Source organism: Fibrella aquatilis (assembly GCF_017353255.1).
Taxonomy (GTDB): Bacteria; Bacteroidota; Bacteroidia; order Cytophagales; family Spirosomataceae; genus Fibrella; species Fibrella aquatilis.
This window is the reverse complement of record NZ_JAFMYU010000001.1, coordinates 185,646-207,497: the sequence shown is the minus strand read 5'-3', so window position 1 is coordinate 207,497 and position 21,852 is coordinate 185,646. Positions and strand designations below refer to the sequence as shown.

The following is a 21,852-nucleotide window of genomic DNA, read 5'->3' as shown; positions in this document are numbered from 1 at the left end:
GGACAAGGGAACAGATTGATTAGTAGCATCCAATGTTCGATGTCTAATATCCAACGTCCAATATCTAGCCCCTTTACTGAATCTGCTTGGTAATCTGGTTGAAATCGACCACCGAAAAGCCTTCTGTCACTTTACCATCACGCACCGTGAACCGGGCGAAGCCGGGCACGGTGAAGGGTTTGTTGGTAGCCACCGGAGCCAGAAAGGCGCTGCTGTGCGTGCCCGAAAAATTACCTTTCAAAAATACAACATCACCCTCGGCCACCACTTCCGTCACCTCGATTCGGAAACCCGCGAACGTATTATCCAGCTTACCCATCATGGCTGTCAGCCCCTCGATGCCGTTGACGGTTACGCCCAGTGAATTGCGGAATGCCACGTCGGGCGACACGATGGTTTTCAGAAACGCCACGTCGCGGGCATTCAGCAGGGCATTGAAAAAAGCCACCGCCGTTTTGCCGTTAGCCGATTTCACAATCAAGCCATTGTTTTTCTGAATCAGCAATTCATTTTTTTGGGCCGCGCCCGTGTTCATGGCCAGGTACTGCGCCGAAGCAAAACCGGGTGCCAGCAATAAGCCAGCCGCCAGTAGAAGTTGTTTGTGCGTAATCATTTTTTATGTAAACAACTGATAATCAGTTTATTGAGAGTTAGAGACATTATACCCGTTATCCACTAGGTAGGCTGCACATAGCCCAGTGTACCCATGCGTTCGCCCATAGCGGCATAGGCGGCGGGATCAGTGGGAGTTAACGTGGCCAGCCCGTCTACGTAGCGGTTATACATACAGAAGGTTGCCGATAGCAGCACCGTGTCGTGAATGTCACCGTCGGTGGCTCCTTCAGCGCGGGCCGCCGCCACGATCCCGCTGCTCACGGTTCGGGCATCGTGGGTTACGTGCTCGGCAATCAGCAGCAGGGCTTTTAGTTTGGTAGACAGGGGAGCGTGGCCCACATCGGAAAGCGTTTGGTCAACCACATCGCCTTGTTCGCCGTAGAGGTAGCGGGCGGCGGCGGCGTGGCTGTTTTGGCAGAAATTTGTGCAGTTCAGGCTCGACACGTAGGCGGCAATCAGTTCGCGTTCGGCATCGGTCAGCGTGCTATCGGGCGATCCGGCGCGGAGTAGTGCCTGCGCCAGTTCATACAGCGGCTTGCCCGTGTCGGGCCGGTAGATGGCCAGGCTGCGTATGCCGGGCGCGTCGTTGTTGAGTTGAATGTGAGGCATGGGATTATGGGTGAAAGAGTGACTGAGCGAAAGAGTGGACTTATTCATTATTAGCTGTTTACACCTGAACGAATACGAAAGAGTACGGCCAGGAAAGCAACCAGAAACGCTACAGAGAACACCAGCAGGGCGTTGCCGAATCCGCCCAGGTTGGCCACCATCGTGCCGACGAAGAAGACGGCCGTGGCGGTGAAAAAACGCCCGATGTTGAAGCTGATACCCGCCGCCGTAGCCCGGATGCGCACCGGAAAAAGCGCCGGAATAATGCTTGACAATGCCCCCTGACTGATGCCGAAAAACAGGGCTACAAGGGCGGTTTCGGCATAAATGATGGGCGAAAACTGCCGGTTGGTCAGGAACAGCAGCGCACAGCCACCCGCACAACCCGCAAAGGTGAGCAGCAGCGTTTGTCGCGACCCAAGCCGATTCACCAGCAGGCCCGATACCAGCCCACCACCAATGCCGCCCATACCGAGCAGCATCATGGTCAGGCCCCGCTCGCGCCCGCCCGTTTGCGTGGGCGGCAACAGCGACTGTACCCAAGTGGGAATCCAGGAGAACGTGCCCCACAGCCCAATCAAGACCGCCCCAAATACCAGCACGCCCGTGAGCAAATTGGCACGGTCGCCCGGACCCCAAACCACCCGACGGTCGATGTGATGATCGCGGCGCTCGTGTTGCCAGCTCGTCGATTCGGGCAGTTTCGCCAGCATTAGCATACTTGCCGCCAGGGGCAGCACACCCAGCCAGAACGCCTGCCGCCACGCTACCAGCCCCACGTTCAGGCCACCCGTGGCCACAATACCCACCGGAAACATCACGGCCAGAATGCCCAGCACTACAGCACGATTTCGGACGGGCCATATTTCGGAGAGGTAGACCGTAGTAAGCAGCAAGACCCCGCCCACGCCAGCCCCTGTCATAAACCGGTACAGCAGCAGTAAGGGCCAGTTGGGCACGAAGACCGTGAGCACCATGGCCCCGCCATAAAGGGCCGTAGCCACGGCCAGTGCCCGCACCCGACCAATGCGGTCGCTGACAAAACCGAACGCCAGCCCGCCCGCCATCCAGCCGTACAGAAAGGCCGCGCTGATGTAGGCCCCAACATCGCCAAGTTGTGCGGCAGCCACCGACTTACCCAGCAGTTCAGGCACCACCACGGGCAAAAACGTTGCCATCAGCGTAGAGGCCGTACCACCCAGTGCATACGCCAGCGCACAGAGGCCAAAAGCGAACCAATTAGCCGTCAGCACATCAGGTTTTGTTTTTAGTGCTTCCATTGATTCTATTAATCCAGGGTCACGAACTAGCATGAGCCATTACAGCCTACCAAACAGGCAAAGCAGTAGCGGGAGGCCTGTTTTTCGCAGGCATTTAAGTAAAAAGATCATAAACGTTTTCGTGAAAAGTGGACGCAGTACCCTCCCAGCCTGGCCGAAAACAAGGTTTTCGCCCAAGAGCCGGAAGCGCAGATAAAGTAAAAGATATGCTACACGTTTGTAGCCGCTGGCGGCGGGGCGGGATGCCCTCCCGGCGGGCGGTTATACCCCCGGTTGACAATGCGGTCGCCCAGGATGTCGTAATAAGCCGGGTCAGTTGGTGCTACGGTTGCCATGCCATCTACGTACTTGTTGTAAAGGCAAAACAGGGCAGCAATCAGCACCGTGTCGTGGATCTCGCGGTCGGTGGCACCGGCTTGTCTGGCGCGGGCCACGGCGGCAGGCGTAACGTCCCGCCCCCCCTGTTGCGTAAGCGCAGCAACCTGGAGCAGAGCCTTCATCTTCTCGCTCACGGGGGCGGTCTCGATGTCGGCTTTCACAGCACGGGCCGTTTCGGTTTCACCCAGCAGCAGGTCAGCAGCTTTGGTATGGGCCGCCTCGCAGAAGTTGGTGCAATTGCGCGACGACACCAGGGCCGCAATCAATTCACGCTCCCCCTGCGTCAGCGACGATTCTCCTGCTGGCGCATCGCCCCGCAGCAAAATCTGGGTCAGTTCACGAATCGGCATGGCCGTATCGAGCCGGTATTCAAGCAGGCCGGTAATACCCGGCAAGTGCTCAGGCAGCGGTATGTAAGGCATGTTGCTGATTTACGATGTACGACTTACGAATTACGATTTTTACTGACGCCAGTACGCTAGTGCGGTCTGTACGCTAGCGTCAGCAAAAATCGTAATTCGTAAGTCGTACATCGTAAATGTCAAAGTCCCGATCCGTCGGCTTGTCCGCGGGCAACGGCGTAGGAGGCAATATTTTTGCCGCATACAAGGCCTGTTTCGCAGTCGGAACGGAAGTGAATCATACCGTAAACCCTTGACTCTGAAGCTTCTTTAGCCTGCGCCATAAACGCATCGGCCTTGTCGGGGAAGACGTAGCCCAACACCGTGGCTGCGGCTGCCGAGAATGTGGAGTGGCCTGAGGTGTAGCTGGGGAAGTTGGGCAGGCCAATGGACGTTTTTATGCCATACTGCTGCGGGCGGGGGGTGTAATAGAAAAACTTGGTCTCCCAGCAGCAGATACCCGCGTCGTGCACGGCCGTACCCAGCAGGGCCAGGGTCCGGGCCATACGTACCTCGCTAAATTTAGCTTCGTGGGCAGTGTTGGCGGCGGCGCGGTGCCAGTGGCCGGGGGGCGTGTAGCTACCGGGACCGTCGGACCAGTAGTTGGCAATGCGGGCCTGTTCGCGGGTCTGGTTTTTCTGCATCGACTGCAATTCGGCCAGTTCTTTATTAAACTGATCTGAACCGGGCAGCGGTGCCACGCCGGGACGCAGTTTCACTTTCGTGGCCGCGTCGAAGTTCCAGTTCAGGGCTGCGCCATAGTTAGGCAGCATTGGCGGACGAACCGGTATTTCCTGACTTGTCCACACCTCGGTTTGGCCACGTGCTTTGGCGGCTTCAATCATGCCCGCCGTCACGGTTTGGTTGTTGGCAGCGCTCATGCCGTCGGTTTTGGCGCGGCCCATCACTTTGGCCCCCACCTGTGAACCCAGGGCTACACCAGCGGCCAGATCGCTCTCGACGTTCATACCGGCCCAGAGGCGGCTGTTGCGGTGCTCGGCTACTTTGGCATCAATAAAGGCCACTTCACCAGGAAACATCGCCTTCAAAATCGTGGCCGAAGCTGCTGCCACCACTGCATCTTCCGAGGGGTATGCGGGCAACGCCGACACCGGCAGGGCTACGCGCACGGTAGCATCGACCTTTGAGGGGGCCACGCGCTTGTATTTGTACTTGTAGCTCCAGGCCGACACCAGGGCGTCGTACTGCGCCACGCTCAGGTAAGCCAGTGCCCGGGCCGTGTAGGGCGGGTTGGCAAACGGAAATTTCGGGTCGGCGGTGGGGTTGGCGGCGTCGGGCACGGGGTACTTGCCATCGGCGTTCGAGGCGGGTGGCACGTTGTAGCGGGCGGCCAGTTCGCGGGCAATTTCGTTCCAGCGATACACCGCTCCGGCACCCCAGAAAACGACGGCTTCCTGCTGATCAAGGCTCAGGTTGGCCGACCGTGATTTCAGGTCGGTCAGTTCAGCGGTGTATTCTGCCGAACTCGTCGACGATGGTGCGGCCAGGGTGGCGTCGGTAGGGGCCGTGAGCACGTACGTTTTCCAAGCACCCGCTTTCTCGTCGACGCTGGCGGGGGTGTAGCCCACGCGCTGCGGTTCGTCGATAGTTTTGTCGCAGGCTAAGAAGGTTAACGACAACGTACTGGCAATGAGTAATTTATGTAGATTTTTCATCTGTTCTGAACAGTAATCCACGCCCACATAGGCAAGGCGGGAATGGGGTAATTGTTACAAATTGAACTGGTACAGGAAGCCGAGCATGAACGACGTGCTTTGGCCCATGTTCAGGCCGTCGGTGACGTAGCTGGCGCGGGCGTTGAAACCGACGTTGTGCGGCTGGTATTTGCCATACCAACCCACGGTGGTTGCCTGCATGTTGTTGGTCAGAAATGGCATGTCGTTCCGCCGGATGTTATCGCCCGACACACACGAAAACCGCTCGGCAAACACTTCTGTCTGGAACGTGCGCTTCAGAATACCCAGCCGCACGGCAGCATCTGTAGCGTTGGGTACGGCCACCTGGTTGGTGTTGTAAATCTTGCCATCGAACTGATACGCGTCCTGGTCGAGTTTCACTTTGCCACGCCAGGTGTAGGTGCCGTGGGCGGTGACGTAGAGACCCGTGGGCGAGTGCTTGTAGTTGGCCAGCAACCGGCCCGATACCGTTTTGGCACCCATGCCAATCGACATCGGCAGGAAGCTGGGCACGTAGTCAGACACTGGGATAGAGGCACCCACGATGGTGTGCAGCGACAATCCTTTGTAGCGTACAGCGTTGATTTTCAGCCAGCCCGACAAATCCTGGAAGCCTTTTTGCCCCATCAGGTTGCCCGCGCTGGTGCTCGTGCTCACGTAAGGCAGGTTCACAATCAAGTTCACCCGGTCGGTCAGCCCAACGGCGGCCATCAGCGACGCGCTCTGCGTGGTGTGCCTGCCAAGGTTATAATTCTCGCGCTTGAGCGTGTTTTCCCAGTACCAGTTCCAGTCGCTTTTGCCCAGCATGAGGGCAGCGCAAATGGTCTTTTTGGGCATGTAAATGGCATCTTGTGGCATCTGTGCCAGGGCCGGACCAGCCACTAAAAGGGCAAATGCGGCCAATAAAGCGTGTTTTTTCATAATAGGTGGTGTTGCAGCCGGATATTTACAGATACCCGGCTGCCGACAAGTTAAAACCAGCGGGAAACGTTAAACGAGATCAGGTAATCGGCAAAAGCGGCATCGCCCTGCTTCACGCCCAGTGGGTCGAGGCGGTCGGCGTAGCTTTTGATCCGATTGCGATAGACGGCCACCGGCACGGTGAGGGCAGCTGAGTATTTGCCCTTCATGTAGGCCAGACCCGGCTCCACCGACACGATATAGCCGGGGCGACGGAAACCGGTGCTGCTGCCAATGGCGTCAATAGCCGGCACACCCTCAACCCGCCCGCCCAGCATGACGGCCAAACCGGGAATGAACCGGATGGATTGACTCACGCCCAGGCGGGCCGCAAATTGGTCGGCTACGGAAAAGGTACCCGTAACGAGGTCGATCGAAGTAGCTTCGGGGCTGCGCACTACGCCGTTGGTGGCGGCGGGGTTGAACAGGTAAAAGCCATTGGCGTAGGCCGTCAGGCCCTTGGTCAACTGCCAGTAGCCCTGCGCTTCGAGGCTGAAACCAACCCGCCCGTCGCCCAGCTGAATCGACTGATCTACAGGCTTGTTGATAGTGTAGTCGATGCCTTCTTTGGTGCGGCGGTGAAAATTGTCGGTGGCGGCGTAGTTGCCGGTGGGCAATTTCACGCCCAGACCCAGGGCCACGTTGGCTTTGGGCAGCTTGTAGGGGTTCACGAGCCAGTAGTTGCCCGAAATCCGCAGATCGCCAATGCCCTGCGAATTGGTATGGAACCGCAACTGGTCGGGGTTGGTAGCCACCGCATTGCCGTAGTGTTCATACAGCGACGACCGGTCGTTGTACTGAATGGGCAAATTGACCGATACCGACCACCGCAGCGACGGCATGTAGGTGATGCCCAGGTCGAGTGCGTGGGAGTTATTGATCACCTGCGTACCCTGTTCTACACGCTGCTTTTGCTCTACATCGCCCACAAAGTGCTTATACGAATTGAAGAAGCGATAGCCCGCCGACACCTGCCAGTGGCCGGTGCGCTGCTTGAAAAAATCGGCCGACGAACCTGTGGGCGCGGCGCAACTCATGTGACGAACGGCCACGCAACCCTGGGCCTTTACCAGTTGGGTAGGCAGAGACAGGCATAAGGCCAGCAGCCCTACGCGATATATAGATGTATTCACGTTGATGTTGATTCAGAAATGAACGACTTAATTTTCTTGCCATAGCCAGCCACACCAACCCAGATAGGGGTGCGCGTGTAGGCGCTTGGCAGTATGTTACCAGATCAGGCCGACGCTGGGCATTAGCTACGTTCGGTTGCGCGTATAGATATACACGAATCAATACGTATAGCATTGACGCTCAGCGTGGTAGCATTCCGATAACGAATAAGAAAACAGGCGTTCAGCCCCGTGGAGGGGGCGACATCACCGCAAGGGCGCGGGTGAGTACATGGGCAGGCGCGTCGGCAATTCGAACGTCGGCAAGCCAGGTGAGCAGATAAGGGGTAAGCGTAATACGGTCAGTAAGCTGATATTCTTTCAACAGCAGTTTCAGGAAAGCACCGGCTTTCTTCTGCGTGTCATTTTGGGAATGTGTACCAATGGTCTGCTTCACGAATGAGAGCAGGTCCTGCTGCCAGAAGCTGGCACTTTTGTCCTGCAACCCGGCAATGTGCAGGGTGTCGCCACGGAGTTCCACGCTCACTACGTCGTAGAATTTGCCATGATAGGCAAAGCCTTCTTCACTGGTTTGCTGCGCGAGTTCCTGCGCCTGCTGATTACCCAGCACCACCTGAAACTCAACCATACTGTCGACCGACGAATAAACCGTCAGGCTTTCGGTGAGGTCGTGCCGCTCCTGCCACCATACCCCTACCGACACCCACACCGTTGCCAGCGTGTGGTAGACCAGGAGGGTCAGGAAGGTGAGACTTAGCAGGCGTTTCATTTTAGGAGAAACAAGAAGGAAGAGACGAGGGGTAAGAAACAAGAACCAGGAGACCAGTATATAGGAGTGGTACGCTTTAGTACGAAAACAGTAGTCAAAAATAAGGCCAACAGCTTTGCTTACGCACGTCACTTCAGCTACTTCTTACTTTTTTGCAGAATGGATAGAACAAATATAGCATAATCCAGTTAACTGCTCGACATTAAATACAGGACAAATAACAGGCCAAAAGCGGTGCAATTACTCAGAAAGGTGGTGTCAGCAACCAATCGGCAATGCCGGTGAGACTGAAATTGGTAGCCCACTGCACCTGCACCAGGTGTAAATGCCGGTGATCCTGTGCGGGGTTACGCACTAGGTCCTGAAACTGATAGCCGATTTCTACCTTCCCCCACTTGCCGGTGTTATAGCCAATGCCGCCATAGACCCAGTCTTCGCCATAAAACGCATTTTTGGCGCTGATAGGGCCATTTTTGGCACCCGAGAAACAGAGAAAAGCCTCATTGGAAACAGCCGCGTAGAACCCGGTCTTCGTTTTTTTCGGGTCGAACAGCGGCAGGGTTATACCCACGTAGTAGCGGGCCAACTGTGCCAGCGACCATTTTTGCATCGACTCGCGGAAGGGATACCGCTCTTCGTAACGCAGCCGGTGGTTAAGTTTCAGCTTCGTGTCGGTGATGCCATGCGTCAGCACCGTCTGCGCCCAAACCCGGTTTTCGTTGACGCGGATACCAAACAAATTGTGCGAGACGTAGGCGTAACCCAACCCAAACTGTACGCTCGACGATAGATTATACAACAGACTCGGCTGTGCGTAGATCTGCAAATTAGTGGCCGGGTAATACTGATTATCAACCTTTTGCGGCAGCGCATCTATCGTTGATGATAGGAAAACCTGGTAGTTGAGCCGCTTGGTGATCGGTCCGGTTTGGCTGTATTGCGGGTAAAGCCCGAAGAAGTTGAGTGTTTGTGCGCTGCTCAGCAGTGGCAGGCAAAGCAAGAGGATAAGTAGCCGTTTGTGCATGGGTTTCGCTGGCGATGGGATACCAACGAATTGACCCAAAACAAGAATGGTGCCGAAGAAGAGTCGTAAGTCGATAGTCGTAAGTCTGGGAAGTCGTTCTAGTGTGGCTTCGCGCTTTAGGCCCCTCGACTGCGCTCGGGGTGACAGGCCAATAAGAGAGCATCCTAGCTTGCTTCAACATCGTTGTCACCCCGAGCGCAGTCGAGGGGCCTAGAGCGCGAAGCCACACTAGAACGACTTCCCAGACTTCCCTTCCTTATTTCTTCGGTGTCAAATACGCGAAGGGGATGATGATTTCTTCCAGTGATACGCCGCCGTGCTGGAAGGTGTCGCGGTAGTAGTTGACGTAGTAGTTGTAATTGTTGGGGTATGCGAAGAAATAGTATTCCGTCGTGAACACGTAGGCCGTCGAAACGTTGGGCTTGGGCAGGAAGAACCGCTCCGGCTTGCGGGCCACAAACAGGTGCGCTTCGTCGAAACCAAGATTCTTACCCTGCTTGTAGCGGAGGTTCGTATTGGTCTCACGGTAGCCCACAATCTTGGCGGGTTTCTGCACCCGAATCATGCCGTGGTCGGTGGTGATAATGAGGCGGCCACCCTTGTCGGCAATCTTTTTGATCAGCTCGAACAGGGGCGAGTGCAGGAACCAAGAGCGCGTCAGGCTCCGGTAGCCCGACTCGTCGGGGGCCAGTTCCTTAATCATCGCCATGTCGGTGCGGGCGTGACTCAGCATGTCCACAAAGTTGTACACTACCACGTTCAACTGATTCTGCATCAAGTTGTTAACGTTATCGACCAGCGCCTTTCCCTGGTTTACGTTCAGGATTTTGTGGTACGACGACTTGATATTCAGTCGCGCCCGGTCGAGCTGCCGTTTCAGGAATTCGTCTTCGTGGTTGTTCAGACCTGCCTCTTCGTTGTCGTCATTCACCCAAATGTCGGGGTGTTGCTTCTCCATCTCGCTGGGCATCAGTCCCGAAAAAATCGAGTTACGGGCAAAGCTCGTGGTGGTGGGCAGAATCGAGTAGTACGACGACTCTTCTTCCAGCGTATAGAAGTCGGTAATGAGTGGCTCGATCACTTTCCACTGATCATAACGCAGGTTGTCGACCAGGATAAAAAACAACGGTGCCGAGGGCGTTCCGGTCTCGGTGGTGTTCAGTAGCGGAAACACTTTTTTGCGCATCAACTGGTTCGACATCAGGGGTTTATCGCCCTTGGGGTCGTTGAGCCAGTCTTCGTAGTTCTCCATAATGAACTTGCAGAAGTTGGCGTTGGCCTCACTTTTCTGCATGTTCAGCACCTCCGACATGCTATTGTCCTGCGCACTGTCCAGCTCTAACTCCCAGTAAATGAGCTTTTTATAGACGTCGGCCCACTCGTTGAAATCCATCCGGTCGTTAAACTGCATGGCCAGGTTTCGGAAGTCCTGCTGATAGCCGATGTTGGTACGTTCGGTCACCAGCCGCTTATTGTCGAGGTTCTTTTTCAGCGACAGCAGCAGTTGGTTCGGGTTGATGGGCTTGATGAGGTAATCGGCAATTTTACCGCCGATGGCCTCTTCCATGATGTGTTCCTCCTCACTCTTGGTCACCATCACCACGGGCAGGTTGGGCCGCATCTGCTTGATCTGGGCCAGCGTTTCGAGGCCAGTCATACCGGGCATCATCTCGTCGAGCAGGACCAGATCATATTTTTCCTGGTCTACTTTTTCCAGCGCATCGGCACCAGAGTTGACTGGGGTAACGTCGTAGCCTTTATTCTTCAAAAACAACAGGTGGGGCTTCAACAGGTCGATCTCATCGTCGGCCCAAAGTATGGTGTAGTTCTGCATAGTAGTCGATAGTCGTAAGTCAATAGTCAAGAATTGCCCGCCGACTATCGACTAACGACTCTTGACTATCGACTCTCTTTTAACCTCAAACGACCCAGTCTGTTTATCTGGTTCGTGGGTTAAGGTTTATTAACAAAGCCTACGGGCCGAAATCGGGTTTCCCAGCCAACCGGATACGCCAATAAGTCGGGCAGCGTGGCACCTACCCCGGCGGGTAACTGCAGTAGGCTGGCCACGGCTTCATAGATGCGGGTGGGTGGCTCGCCCGCCTCACGCATGACCCGCACCGACGTGGGTCCATTATGCCCGTGCCCCGCCGATTTGCTTATTTTCTGGTCAGCTTGATCCAGCAATAGCGGGTGGTGCCAGACGGACGTATCCAGAAAATCAGTCCAGCCGAGTGCCTCAGCCAGTTGCGCCTGCCGGTCGGTCGATTCGTCGAGGTCCTGCCCCCGGATGATGTGCGTGACACCATACAGGTGATCGTCGGTAAGCGAGGCAATCTGATAAGCTGGCAACCCATCGCGGCGGCGCACCACAAAATCAGCATGGCCAGACCCCAGCGCCCGAAATCGCCAGGCTTGATCGGGTTGGGCAAAAGCGGCTGCCTGACGATCAAGCTGTTGCCAGTTACCCGACGCCTCCAGCGCCAGCCATTCCTGCCGCGATAACGTGCACGTATACAAGGCGTTAGCCTCCCGTAGCTGCGTCAGCGTAGCGGCATATTGCTCCAGCCGCAACCACTGCGACCAGCGTTGTTCCAAATCATCGGGATCGGTGGGGCCGAGGTCACAATCGAGGCCCAGCCAGTGGATTGTCTGGAAAATATCGGCCACATAATCGGGTCGTTTGCGGGTGGTGTCAAGATCATCGATGCGGAGCAGGAGTTGTCCGCCAAGTTGCCGGGCGGCCAGCCAGGTCAACACAAAATTGACGGCATTGCCGATGTGCAAAAACCCCGAAGGCGTTGGTGCCAGCCGAAACAGCATAGATCAGACTTCTTCGCCCTACGCCTTCACCCCTACTTTGTCCTTTTCGGCAGCAACGTTGCCAGTATTTCCCCGAAGGCTGAAATACAGACCGGCGATGAGCAGCAACACTAAACCCACGTTGGCAATCAAGTCCAGCGTGTTGCCTAAAGCAGCAGTTTTGGGGTCGAAGCGGAACTCGATAATGTGTTTCCCAGCGGGAATGCGCAGCCCTCGCAGCACATAATCGGTGCGGAAGTGGGGCGTTTCTTTACCATCGATGTAGGCTTTCCAGTCGTCGTTGCCGCGGTAGAATATCTCCGAAAACACCGCTACCTGCTCCGTTGGGCTGTCGCTTTGGTAGGTCATCTTGTCGGGCGAGTAGGCCGTCAGGGCAATCGTGCCGGTGGGGGTCAGCGTGGCGGGCAGGCCTTTCAGCTGGTCGGCATAGCGTTGGTCAACGAGGGCCGTAGTGCGCGGGTCGGCGGTTTTTAATGCGGCCATTTCGGCGTCGGCGTTGGGTACCTGCTGCACCTGTTGCACAAACCAAGCATTGCCCAGCGCACTGGGGTTTTGCTGCGCCTGCGGGGCACCCACGGGCCGGCCGGTGCTATCTGTCTGGGCTGCAATGATGTATTTCACGTTCAACATGTTCAGGATGTTCTCTGGATTACCAGCCCGGAAACCATACTGAATCAACTCCTGATACCGCCGTAGCTTGGCCGCATTATACCCCCCAATCGACTTGTGAAAATATGACGGGCGGTTGTCGCTCATGAAATCACCTGTATTGTCGAACACCCGGTAGCTCAAAGCTTTATCCTGCAAGATCTGCGCATCGGCGGGGGTTTCGTCAAACGCCGCATCCACCAGCGATTTCGACCGGAAGCTTTGATTGTTGATGTACCGCTTGGCCACCGAATAGATATCGACGGTCAAAAACAGGAACAGCAGCGGCAGGAAAAACGCGGCCTTCAACCGACCCGATACGTAGGCCCAGATGAGCGCGGCGGCTACCGTGATAAAGAAAAACGTGCGGAAGGCGTCGGCCCGCATCAGGCCAATGCGGTCGTTGACCAGCGCCTGCACCAGGTCACCACCCTGTGGGCCAAACAGTTGCGAGTCGTTAGGCCCACGGAAGCTCAGCAGGCTCCCACCCACCAGGGCCAGCAACAGGGCCAGCCCGCCCGTGAGACCGAAGCTAATAAGCAAAGGTCGTTTGATATCGGCAACCGTCAGTTTCCGCGCCACCACCGAGTACACCGCCAGCGCGGCGCCCGCCGCCAGGAACAGCTGCATGAGCGTGAGCGCCATGGTGACGGCCCGGAACTTGTTGAAGAACGGGAAGTAGTTGAACAACAAGCCGTTAATGACCATCATGTTTTTGCCCAGCGCCAGAATCAGCATAAACGCCGCCGACGCCAGCAGGTACCAACGCAGGTTCCCCTTGCTGATAAACAGGCTCAGCACAAACAAAAACACCACGATAGCCCCCGCATAGGCCGGTCCGCCAATGCCGTATTCGTCGCCCCAGTAAGCGGGTATTTGCTGCGACACCGCCACCAGCGCATCCTCGGCAGGGTAGCCCCGGCTCGTCAGCGCGTTGTACAACTCCGACTTTTCGGTTAGCCCACCCGAACCACCGCCAAACAGGTTGGGAATAAACAGGGTCAGCGCGTCGCCGATGCCGTAGCTGTACTGAAAGGCGTAGTCTTCATCCAGCCCATCGGTGGCTTTGGCGCGGCCCGACGTTTCGGCCACGGCAGGCTGCCCCGGCGAGGCTGCCACAGCCGTTGTCTTGGCCGTCAGCTCCGATTTTCCCCGGATGGTTTCTTTCGAAAATTCATTTAGAATCAGTAGTCGCTTGCTGTATGTGGCCATACCCAGGCCGGTGGTCACGCCAAAAATAACGAGGCCCATCACCAACTGTTTGGCCAGCCCCGCCCGCAGCAGCCGGATACCTTCGATGAGCACGTATAACCCCACGCAGAGGAACAGGTAGAACGTGATCTGCACGTGGTTGGCGCTGATGTTCAAACAGGCAAACAAACCCGTCACGGCTGCGCCCGACCAATACCGGCCCCGCAGGCACAATACCAGCCCCGCCAGAATACCCGGCGCGTAGGCCAGCGACAATGCCTTGGAGATGTGGCCCGCCTCGATGCTCAGGATGTTCCAGGAGCCAAACGCATAGGCCACGGCACCCATGGCAGCCAGCCATCCCCGCGTTGTACCCGACAGCGGCACCAATTCATCAACAACCTTACTGTCAGCGACCCTAACACTGTTAACCACTCGACTAACTGTGCCATTTCCGAGCAGCACAACGAGCAACATATACATGCCCACCATCTGCAAAAAAACTACATCGACAGGGCGGGGAAAAATGCGCAGCACGGCCGCAGCGGCGGTGCCGATAAAGGTGTTGGGGTATTCGGAAGCGATCAGGTAGCCGGGCATTCCGCCGAAGAGCGCGTTGGTCCAGTTGGGGTATTTGCCCGTTTCGGCTTTGTAGTGGCGCAACTCCATCGTGGCGGCATTACCCGTCCGCACGTCCTGCAACGAGAGTTCCTTGCCCTCCCAGGCGGGAAAAAAGTAAATGGATGTGAGCATGAAAAGCCCAAAAATAAAAAGCAAATGGGGCCTCAGGCGCTGAAATAAGGTTCGTTGTTCCATACGGGGGCAAAGATAGAAGGAAGAGGGAGTAAAGGGAAGAGGGGGACTAAAGGGAGGAAGGGGATTGCTTACGCGAAAGCAACTACGCTGGCGTAAGCAATCCCCTTCCTCCCTTTAGTCCCCCTCTTCCCTTTACTCCCTCTTCCTACGAATAACTCAACCCAAACTTTTTCAGCACGGGTTCGGGCACGCCTTCCCATTGGTTGGGGGTGTTACCCTTATAGCCCAGGTCTTCGATGCCGATTTTGCTGGTGTAAAAACCGCAGACCACGAAGTTGCGCATCATATTGAAAAACGCTACCCCCTGTGACATGTCCTTTTTCGCTTTCTGCGGATACGCAATCTGGTCCACCATCTCGATCTGCTGCGCACGAGTACAGTCGGCGAAGGGCTTGCCGTAGCGCTTGCGGCAGGTGTTATCGAGCCAGGCCAAACCGCCGCGCATAGGTGTCTGATTGGCAGGAATATCTTTCATCATAAACTCGATGAACGCCGGTACGCCCGCCTGCGTGGCACTCCCCGACTTGGCATCAGCCGGAATAATAATGTCCGACAGGATAGTGACGGTTTTCAACTCCTGGGGCGTAAAAAATTTGTCGGCGTGGAGCTTGGCATCGCGCTCCGCCTCGAACGGCTGCCGCCCACCCGGCACTTTCAGGGGCACCTTTTTATCGGGGGGTAATGGTACGCCTGCCTCGGCGGGTCCGACAGCCAACCCGAAAGTGATACCCGAAAATCCAAGGGCTTTTAGTGTGTCTCTGCGTTTCATATATTCTTCTTCTTTACCTGATCAATCACAAACTCCGACGTGCGCATGGAATTGGCCAGGATGGTCAACGTTACGTTCTTATCACCCTGCGAGACGAAGGGGGCGGCGTCAACGACAAACAGGTTTTTGCAGTCGTGGGCCTGCTGGTAGGCGTTCAGGGCGGAATTGTTGGGGTCTTTACCCATCCGTACCGTACCTACTTCGTGGATGATCTTACCGGGTGCCTCCAGTCCATAGCCGTGGTTGGTATCGGGACCGGGTTTATTACCCATCGGAATGGCACCCATCGCGTGGAAGATCTCCTCGAATGTATCCTGCATGTGCTTGGCCTGCTTCACCTCATAGTCCGACCATTTGTAGTTGAATCGCAGGGTCGGAATGCCGTATTTATCCACCTTGTCGGGGTCAATTTCGCAGTAGTTGCTTTCCAGCGGCACCGGCTCCCCACGTCCGGCCATGTGTACATAGGCCCCGTAGAACCGGCGTACGTCTTCTTTCAGGCCCGACCCGTAGCCACCGGCCGGTTTCATGGTCCCGTTGGCGGTGGGATATTTCCCGTTCATGTTTTCGGTGCCGAAGCCAAAGCCAAAGCCCGGCATGCCCATACCGCCGCCATATTCAATGTGGTAGCCACGGGGGAAATCGAGTTTTTTGTTATCGAGCCACCAGGGCGTAAACACGTGCATACCACCCACGCCGTCTTCGTTATAGCGGTCGCGGTCCATGAGTGCAGGCACAAAGGCGCCGCGTGAGGCCCCCGTGGAGTCGTTGAGGTATTTTCCCACCACGCCGCTACTGTTGGCCAGTCCGTTGGGGTGCAGCGCCGACTTCGAGTTGAGCAGAATCCGAGCCGACTCGCAGGCGCTTGCGCCCAGCATCACGGTCTTGGCCCGTACGGAATGCTCCTGCATGGTGCCGGTATGCACAAAGCTCACGCCCGTGGCCAGGCCTGTTTTAGAGTCGGTGGTCACTTCGCGGCACATGGCCCCGTTGATGAGGGTCACGTTACCCGTTTTAATGGCCGGAATACACAATACCGACGAGGCCGAGAAGTCGGCGTAGGCTTGACAACCCCGACCACACTGATTGCAATAAAAACACTGCCCACGTTCATTGTTGATCGCTTTTGTTAGGATCGCTAGCCGCGATGGGATCACCGGAATACCAATGCCCTTTGCCGCTTTCTGAATCATCAGCTCATGCAGCCGTGGTTTTGGCGGGGGCAGAAACTGGCCATCCGGTTCGTTTCGTAATCCTTCTTTCGACCCAAACACGCCGATCAATTTATCAACTCGATCATAGTAAGGAGCCACGTCGTCGTAGGTGATGGGCCAGTCGTCGCCCACGCCAGTGAGCGACCCACGCCGGAAATCGTCGGGGCCAAACCGGAGCGAAATACGTCCCCAGTGGTTGGTTCGTCCGCCCAGCATCCTGGACCGGAACCAGTGAAATTCCGTGCCGGTCTTGGCCGTATACGGTTCGCCATCGATCTGCCAGCCACCCCAGGCCGCATCAAAATCACCAAACGGGCGGGTGGTATTGGCTCCACGCCGGGGCGATTCGTACGGCCATTTCAGCTGCGTGATATATTTCGGGTCGGCGGGGTCAAAATAACCTCCCGCCTCCAGCAACACCACTTTGGCACCGGCTTTGGCCAGCATATAGGCGGCCATACCCCCGCCCGCACCAGAACCGACAATGGCCACGTCGTAGACCACAGGGGCTTCTTTAATCTGAAATGGATTCATAAACCGTTCGTTTTGATGTACCTCAACTGGAAAGCAATGGGGCAACTAACATAGGAAAGGCATCAGGGGGAGGAATATCACTATTAAACTAAGTGGTAAGTGCTGAGCCGGTCCGCCGGTGCGGGTAAGTGTTGAGTATGCTTCCGCAGGAGCAAGTACGCTGGCGGAAGCATACTCACCACTTATCACTTACCACTTACCACTCCGTTTTAGTTTCCACTCATAAACACTGCATTGCCGAAGAGGAGCTTGCCGTTGTACCAGAAACCCCGGAAGAGGGGGTTGTCGGCGAGGTAGATTACCTGCCCTCTGCCCAGGTCCTGAACGCCCACGGCCAGGGTCTGTTTCAGCTTCTCTTTGGCATTTTTACCGGCAAAGCCTGCCACTAAGTCGCTGTCTTTCAGGTAGCCCACGTTCCAGCCGTCTTTCAGGATCTCATAACTGTGAGCCTCCTGCACGAGCGAATAATAGTTGGTGGTCAAGCCAAATCCCAGCGGGTGGGTATCGTCGAGGTGGAGGCGGTAGATGCTGCCGGGCGTGTCGTCGGAAACGGCTTCGCGTTCGCGGTTAGCATAGATCTTCAGCGAATCGGTCGGGGCTTTTTCTTTGTTGCCCTTCCGCACCTCGTCTTTCTTGTCGTCTTTTTCCTTGATGTCGAAGCCTTCTTTGCCCACCAGTGAGCCAATGGCCCGTTCCATGGCAATGAGCTTGCCGCCACCCCGAATCCATTCGCGGAGAGCCGTGAGCACGCGTTCGTTCAAAATTCGGCTGTAGCCGAAACCCGTTGGCATCACCAGCACGTCGAGTTGCCGCCAGTCTACGTTGGCCAGGTCCGAGCCGTTGATCAGGCTGACGGGGTATTTCAGTTCCTGGTCGAAATAGTGCCACACCTCACCCACGGCCGTGGCCGTCAGCCCCTCGCCCGACACTACGCCCACGCGGGGAGCTTTGAGCGCCAGTACAAAGTCGGAGCCAAAGTCGGAGCCTTTCGTTACAAAGCCCGATTTGATAGGTGTCAGCTTCACGTTGAGTTTGGCCGCTTCCTGCTGCACAATCTCATCGAACCGGTTGCCGAGGCGTTCGTTGCCCGCCCGCGTGATCAGCAACGTGCCCGCTCCGTAGGTTTGCCCGTTGGTATCGAATGGCTTCTCGGCGGCCCTCACTTTCAGCTTGTTGGCCAGCAGTTGCGCCAGCAACTGCACCGACGGCATTGACTGCCAGCGGGCCAGGTAAGCATAGGGACGGTCTGCGCTCAGAATAGGTGTGGTGGTGCTGCCAGCCGGCATGGCAACCGGATCGAGGCGGGTGGTGAGGCCGTAGGTTTGCAGGCCATACGCGTAGGGTAACGACCAGGCTGTGATGTCGTAGGTAATCGAATCTTCCAGGGCCGTAGTAGGCTCAAACAGGATCTTCACCAACGTCGATTTTGGTTGAAAGGCGCTGATTACCAGATCTTCCGGCGCTACAGACACGTTTTTTACCGGCTGCTGGATGAAGTAATTGTATACCCCATCGGCTGCCGAACCCTTGCCCCGTGCGGTTGTATTGCCGCCCACGGTAACGGCCTTACCAGCCATGCCGTAGCGAATGTTGTTGCGGTCGAGGAGTTGGCGCAGGGCGTTCAGCTTGCCTTCGTCGCCACCGCTTTTCACCACATACGTCTTGTAAGCACCCACCGGCGTGCGCTGCGCCCGGTCGAAGAAATTACCAAATTCGGTCACCACCTCCGCCGACCGGTCGGCTACCGATTCAAGCGTGGCGAATGACGAGGCCACGTGGTGGTCGATGCGCTGCCGGAGCGTGAGCGTGTCGCCGTCGGCTTTGCGGGCGGCCACCCCCGCCCGGCCACTGCCGCCCTGTTCGTAGGTCATGCCAATGGCCCCGTTGTAGGTGGGATAGGTGTCGCCGTAGCTTGGGTAAAGCAGGTCGAAGCGTTCGCGGGTGTAGTAGAGCCAGTTGTTTTTGTCGAAATACCGGCTGCAATACTGGCCGATGATGCCCTGAAAATTCCGTTGAAAGGGCGTGATGTCTTCGTGGTAGGGCTTGGCCGAAGGCGCAAAATAATACGGACTCTCCAGGCCCATTTCGTGAAAATCGCCGTGCAGATGGGGCATCCACTGCTGATAAAGCGCCATGCGCTGCTGGGTTGTTTCCTGCGTTTGCCAGGCCCAGTCGCGGTTGGGGTCGAAGTAGTAGTGGGTGTAGCGACCGCCGGGCCAGGGTTCGTTGTGTTCACGGGCAAACAGGTTGGGGTCGCCCACGCGGCCGTGCATCTGGTTGTACCAGTTCACGTAGCGGTCGTGGCCATCGGGATTCAGGCCAGGGTCGAGGATGACCACGCTCGTTTCCATAATTTTAGCCGAAACCGGAAAGGGCGTTCTGGCCTGCGTGGGTACCAGCAGCCCGTGAAGCACCTCCATAAATGCCTCTGAGCTAACGGCTTCGTTGCCGTGAACGTTGTAGCTCAGCCACTGAATGGCGGGCATGGCCTTGCCGGAGGGCTTGCCTTCCAGCATACCGATGCGGCGCAGGTTATCGGTCCTGATTTCATCCAGGCGGGCCAGGTTGGCTTCGCTGGCAATGACCACCACCGCCAGCGGGCGACCTTCGTAGGTGGTGCCGTAGTTGATGAACCGAATGCGGGTAGGAGCCTGCTGCGCCACCTGACGGGCATAGTCGAGCACGCGGTGGTGAGGGGTGAAGCGTTCGCCGAGGGCATAACCCAGAAACTGGGCGGGACTGGAAATGGTGATTTGGGCAAAAACGGATGAGGCGAGCAGTACAAATAATGAGGCAAACAGGCAGGCGCCTAGAAATTTTTTCATGCCGACAAACGGGAGTAAAACAAGTTGATGTTGAGCAAATTGCTGTGCGTCAAAAATAGCAGTAAAAGGGGCTGAACTGCTTTCTCAGAGATTTTTTTGGGGGTATGTATTGCATTTTACAGGCTTAACCGTACTTTTGCATCACGATTCGCTGACGCGGTAGTTAAGTCATCAACAACCCGTCAGGTCTTTTACAAGACGGCCGATTCGTCTAGCGGTTAGGACATCGCCCTTTCACGGCGGTAACACGGGTTCGATTCCCGTATCGGTCACCTAACATGGCCCTCAGTTTTTCGACTGAGGGCCTTTTTTTGTGCATTCAAACTGCACAAGTGGTTAGGACATCGCTCTTTCATGGCGGAAACACGGCGGTTCGCCGCTGCGATTCGATTCCCGTATCGGTCACTAACGTAGCCCCCAACTTTTCCAGTTGGGGGCTTTTTTTGTTCCTTAAATCGATGCCATTACTCCAAGTGATGGCATCGATTAGTACCCCTTCCCCCGTTTTTTTGGTTCATACGTTATCACTACATGAGCCACCATGGCCAACGAGACGAGGAAAGATTCGCACATACCCCGCCTTCGCTCCGGCGAATTAAAAGGCCAACGACGTACCACCTGGGCCGAACTGCTCAACGACCTGGTGTACACCGCCATCATTGCGCAGCTGGCCAACCGGCTACTGCATCAGCTCGACGGGCTGGCTATGGGACAGTTTTTTCTGCTCTACGTACCCGTTTGGTGGCTCTGGAACGGACAAACCCACTACGCCACCCGTTTCGACAGTGAGCAGGACGTGGTGCATCGGCTACTGGGCTGTTTACAATTAGTAGGGCTACTGGTGCTGGCGGGGGCTATTCCAACGGCTATTGAAACAAATGCCACGATCTATGCCCTTACCTATGCCCTAGTGCGGGGGGTATTGTTGCTGGAATACATTCGGGCTTGGCATTACGTACCCGAAGCCCGTCCCTACATCAACGTGATCCTGATCGGGTTTTCTATTTCTGTTTTGATCTGGATTACTTCTATTGGCTTGTCGGCCCCCTACCGCTATATACTGTGGGCGGTGGCACTGATTATTGAACTAGCCACGCCAATCACCTCAGGTGGGAAGCTGCGCGATTTTCCGCCCGACGTGCGGCACCTACCCGAACGCTACGGCCTGTTTACGCTGCTGGTATTGGGACAAGCCGTAACAGGCATTGTGCAGGGCCTGGTGGCCAGTCCATTCCATGCCAAAAACATAGCAGCGGCTTGCCTGGGTGGCGTACTGATTTTTGGACTATGGTGGGCCTACTTCGACCGGCTCGACGATGATGCCGTGCGTAAACTGGCACTGGAACACCTGGAACACGAACAGACCAATAAGCAGAATCGGACCAACGCAGCCCAACCTGAGGCCGACCGCGATAAGCAGGGTAAACCCACGGTGCGTCGCTACACGGTCTGGCTCTACATTCACCTGCCGCTGACGGTGGCCCTGACCGTATTGGGCGTGGCCTTGACTTACACCATCAAGAGCATCGATCAGTTACCGCCTGACCTGCTTCGCTGGCTGCTGACGGGATCGGTCGGTATGTATTTACTGGCCGAGGCGGTGATTAGTTTGACCACGCTACACGCCGGGCCATCGCATGTGAGCTTTAAACGGGGCGTGATTGTTCGGTTGGGTACCGGGCTGGCGGTGCTCTTGCTGGGCTGGCTTACCCACCTGGATTTGCTGCTGTTGCTCAGTGCTGTTACCGGTATTGTCATGACCCTAATCATCAGCGATCAGTTCTCGCCCGATGCCCCCGATAGCGCCGAGCGAACGAGTGAGGATACACAGGAACCTACGCATGGATTTTAGTCATTGGTCATTTCGCTGCGCCCGCACCGGCGGACCGGTCATTGTTCCTGCGGGCGTCATTCGTTGCACTGTCATTGGTCATTCGTTGTATCCAGCGGCGGTATCCTGGCCCGTGTCTCCACGGGCCCACTCTGCCGGAGGTGCGCTGTTGCTTACGCACGAGTAGGCCCGTGTCTCCACGGGCCAAGGTGCCTGTCATTAGTAGCTGAATACGACTAATGACGGCGCAGCGAATGACCAATGACGACGAAGTCTAATGACCATTTCACTTCGTATACTGTCCTGTTTTCGTTATATTGCTTTTCAGAACAGCA

General features: G+C 56.3%; 16 protein-coding genes and 1 tRNA gene. 2 read left to right on the top strand and 15 right to left on the bottom strand.

Annotated elements, in window-relative coordinates; genetic code table 11:
• Window positions 1-73: 73 nt before the first annotated feature.
• The 15 genes from J2I48_RS00805 to J2I48_RS00735 form a co-directional block, all read right to left on the bottom strand.
• On the bottom strand, window positions 74-613 hold the full coding sequence (locus J2I48_RS00805) for an ester cyclase (RefSeq protein WP_207333476.1): 540 nt from the start codon (window positions 611-613) through the stop codon (window positions 74-76).
• A gap of 62 nt (window positions 614-675) precedes the next feature.
• A complete protein-coding gene (locus J2I48_RS00800) occupies window positions 676-1,224 on the bottom strand; it encodes a carboxymuconolactone decarboxylase family protein (RefSeq protein WP_207333475.1) in 549 nt (182 codons plus the stop codon).
• 50 nt (window positions 1,225-1,274) lie between these two features.
• Window positions 1,275-2,504: an MFS transporter gene (locus J2I48_RS00795; RefSeq protein ID WP_229375696.1), complete on the bottom strand. Its 1,230-nt coding sequence runs from the start codon at window positions 2,502-2,504 to the stop codon at window positions 1,275-1,277.
• 209 nt (window positions 2,505-2,713) lie between these two features.
• Complete coding sequence (locus J2I48_RS00790) at window positions 2,714-3,304, bottom strand: carboxymuconolactone decarboxylase family protein (RefSeq protein ID WP_207333473.1); 591 nt, start codon at window positions 3,302-3,304, stop codon at window positions 2,714-2,716.
• A gap of 119 nt (window positions 3,305-3,423) precedes the next feature.
• Window positions 3,424-4,959, bottom strand: coding sequence for a vanadium-dependent haloperoxidase (locus tag J2I48_RS00785; RefSeq protein WP_207333472.1), 1,536 nt, complete (start codon window positions 4,957-4,959; stop codon window positions 3,424-3,426).
• A gap of 54 nt (window positions 4,960-5,013) precedes the next feature.
• The gene (locus J2I48_RS00780) at window positions 5,014-5,901 is read right to left on the bottom strand and encodes a hypothetical protein (protein ID WP_207333471.1); all 888 of its coding nucleotides are present in this window, start codon (window positions 5,899-5,901) and stop codon (window positions 5,014-5,016) included.
• A 50-nt stretch (window positions 5,902-5,951) separates the two neighbouring features.
• Window positions 5,952-7,061: a transporter family protein gene (locus tag J2I48_RS00775; protein WP_310587247.1), complete on the bottom strand. Its 1,110-nt coding sequence runs from the start codon at window positions 7,059-7,061 to the stop codon at window positions 5,952-5,954.
• A 235-nt stretch (window positions 7,062-7,296) separates the two neighbouring features.
• Window positions 7,297-7,842 carry a hypothetical protein gene (locus tag J2I48_RS00770; RefSeq protein WP_207333469.1) on the bottom strand — a complete coding sequence of 182 codons (546 nt, stop codon included), beginning with the start codon at window positions 7,840-7,842 and terminating at the stop codon, window positions 7,297-7,299.
• A gap of 244 nt (window positions 7,843-8,086) precedes the next feature.
• The gene (locus J2I48_RS00765; RefSeq protein WP_207333468.1) at window positions 8,087-8,866 is read right to left on the bottom strand and encodes a DUF2490 domain-containing protein; all 780 of its coding nucleotides are present in this window, start codon (window positions 8,864-8,866) and stop codon (window positions 8,087-8,089) included.
• A 256-nt stretch (window positions 8,867-9,122) separates the two neighbouring features.
• Window positions 9,123-10,700, bottom strand: a complete 1,578-nt coding sequence (gene porX, locus J2I48_RS00760; RefSeq protein ID WP_207333467.1) for a T9SS response regulator signal transducer PorX — start codon at window positions 10,698-10,700, stop codon at window positions 9,123-9,125.
• Between the two features lie 119 nt (window positions 10,701-10,819).
• The gene (locus J2I48_RS00755; RefSeq protein ID WP_207333466.1) at window positions 10,820-11,689 is read right to left on the bottom strand and encodes a glutamate--tRNA ligase family protein; all 870 of its coding nucleotides are present in this window, start codon (window positions 11,687-11,689) and stop codon (window positions 10,820-10,822) included.
• An 18-nt stretch (window positions 11,690-11,707) separates the two neighbouring features.
• Complete coding sequence (locus J2I48_RS00750; RefSeq protein WP_229375694.1) at window positions 11,708-14,281, bottom strand: YfhO family protein; 2,574 nt, start codon at window positions 14,279-14,281, stop codon at window positions 11,708-11,710.
• A gap of 208 nt (window positions 14,282-14,489) precedes the next feature.
• Window positions 14,490-15,113, bottom strand: a complete 624-nt coding sequence (locus J2I48_RS00745) for a gluconate 2-dehydrogenase subunit 3 family protein (RefSeq protein ID WP_207333464.1) — start codon at window positions 15,111-15,113, stop codon at window positions 14,490-14,492.
• A complete protein-coding gene (locus tag J2I48_RS00740; protein ID WP_207333463.1) occupies window positions 15,110-16,861 on the bottom strand; it encodes a GMC oxidoreductase in 1,752 nt (583 codons plus the stop codon). The genes J2I48_RS00745 and J2I48_RS00740 overlap by 4 nt, the downstream gene beginning before the upstream one ends.
• Before the next feature lie 209 nt (window positions 16,862-17,070).
• A complete protein-coding gene (locus J2I48_RS00735; RefSeq protein WP_207333462.1) occupies window positions 17,071-19,686 on the bottom strand; it encodes a M14 family zinc carboxypeptidase in 2,616 nt (871 codons plus the stop codon).
• Between the two features lie 200 nt (window positions 19,687-19,886).
• Here J2I48_RS00735 and J2I48_RS00730 point away from each other — a divergent pair.
• Both J2I48_RS00730 and J2I48_RS00725 read left to right on the top strand, forming a co-directional pair.
• Window positions 19,887-19,958: transfer RNA gene (locus J2I48_RS00730), tRNA-Glu, on the top strand.
• Between the two features lie 269 nt (window positions 19,959-20,227).
• Complete coding sequence (locus J2I48_RS00725) at window positions 20,228-21,538, top strand: low temperature requirement protein A (protein ID WP_207333461.1); 1,311 nt, start codon at window positions 20,228-20,230, stop codon at window positions 21,536-21,538.
• The last annotated feature ends 314 nt before the right edge of the window (window positions 21,539-21,852 follow it).

Bases quoted from the DNA above. Each gene is read 5' to 3' on its own strand.
- J2I48_RS00805 (WP_207333476.1), bottom strand. From the start codon at position 613: ATGATTACGCACAAACAACTTCTACTGGCGGCTGGCTTATTGCTGGCA.
- J2I48_RS00800 (WP_207333475.1), bottom strand. From the start codon at position 1,224: ATGCCTCACATTCAACTCAACAACGACGCGCCCGGCATACGCAGCCTG.
- J2I48_RS00795 (WP_229375696.1), bottom strand. From the start codon at position 2,504: ATGGAAGCACTAAAAACAAAACCTGATGTGCTGACGGCTAATTGGTTC.
- J2I48_RS00790 (WP_207333473.1), bottom strand. From the start codon at position 3,304: ATGCCTTACATACCGCTGCCTGAGCACTTGCCGGGTATTACCGGCCTG.
- J2I48_RS00785 (WP_207333472.1), bottom strand. From the start codon at position 4,959: ATGAAAAATCTACATAAATTACTCATTGCCAGTACGTTGTCGTTAACC.
- J2I48_RS00780 (WP_207333471.1), bottom strand. From the start codon at position 5,901: ATGAAAAAACACGCTTTATTGGCCGCATTTGCCCTTTTAGTGGCTGGT.
- J2I48_RS00770 (WP_207333469.1), bottom strand. From the start codon at position 7,842: ATGAAACGCCTGCTAAGTCTCACCTTCCTGACCCTCCTGGTCTACCAC.
- J2I48_RS00765 (WP_207333468.1), bottom strand. From the start codon at position 8,866: ATGCACAAACGGCTACTTATCCTCTTGCTTTGCCTGCCACTGCTGAGC.
- porX (WP_207333467.1), bottom strand. From the start codon at position 10,700: ATGCAGAACTACACCATACTTTGGGCCGACGATGAGATCGACCTGTTG.
- J2I48_RS00755 (WP_207333466.1), bottom strand. From the start codon at position 11,689: ATGCTGTTTCGGCTGGCACCAACGCCTTCGGGGTTTTTGCACATCGGC.
- J2I48_RS00750 (WP_229375694.1), bottom strand. From the start codon at position 14,281: ATGCTCACATCCATTTACTTTTTTCCCGCCTGGGAGGGCAAGGAACTC.
- J2I48_RS00745 (WP_207333464.1), bottom strand. From the start codon at position 15,113: ATGAAACGCAGAGACACACTAAAAGCCCTTGGATTTTCGGGTATCACT.
- J2I48_RS00740 (WP_207333463.1), bottom strand. From the start codon at position 16,861: ATGAATCCATTTCAGATTAAAGAAGCCCCTGTGGTCTACGACGTGGCC.
- J2I48_RS00735 (WP_207333462.1), bottom strand. From the start codon at position 19,686: ATGAAAAAATTTCTAGGCGCCTGCCTGTTTGCCTCATTATTTGTACTG.
- J2I48_RS00725 (WP_207333461.1), top strand. From the start codon at position 20,228: ATGGCCAACGAGACGAGGAAAGATTCGCACATACCCCGCCTTCGCTCC.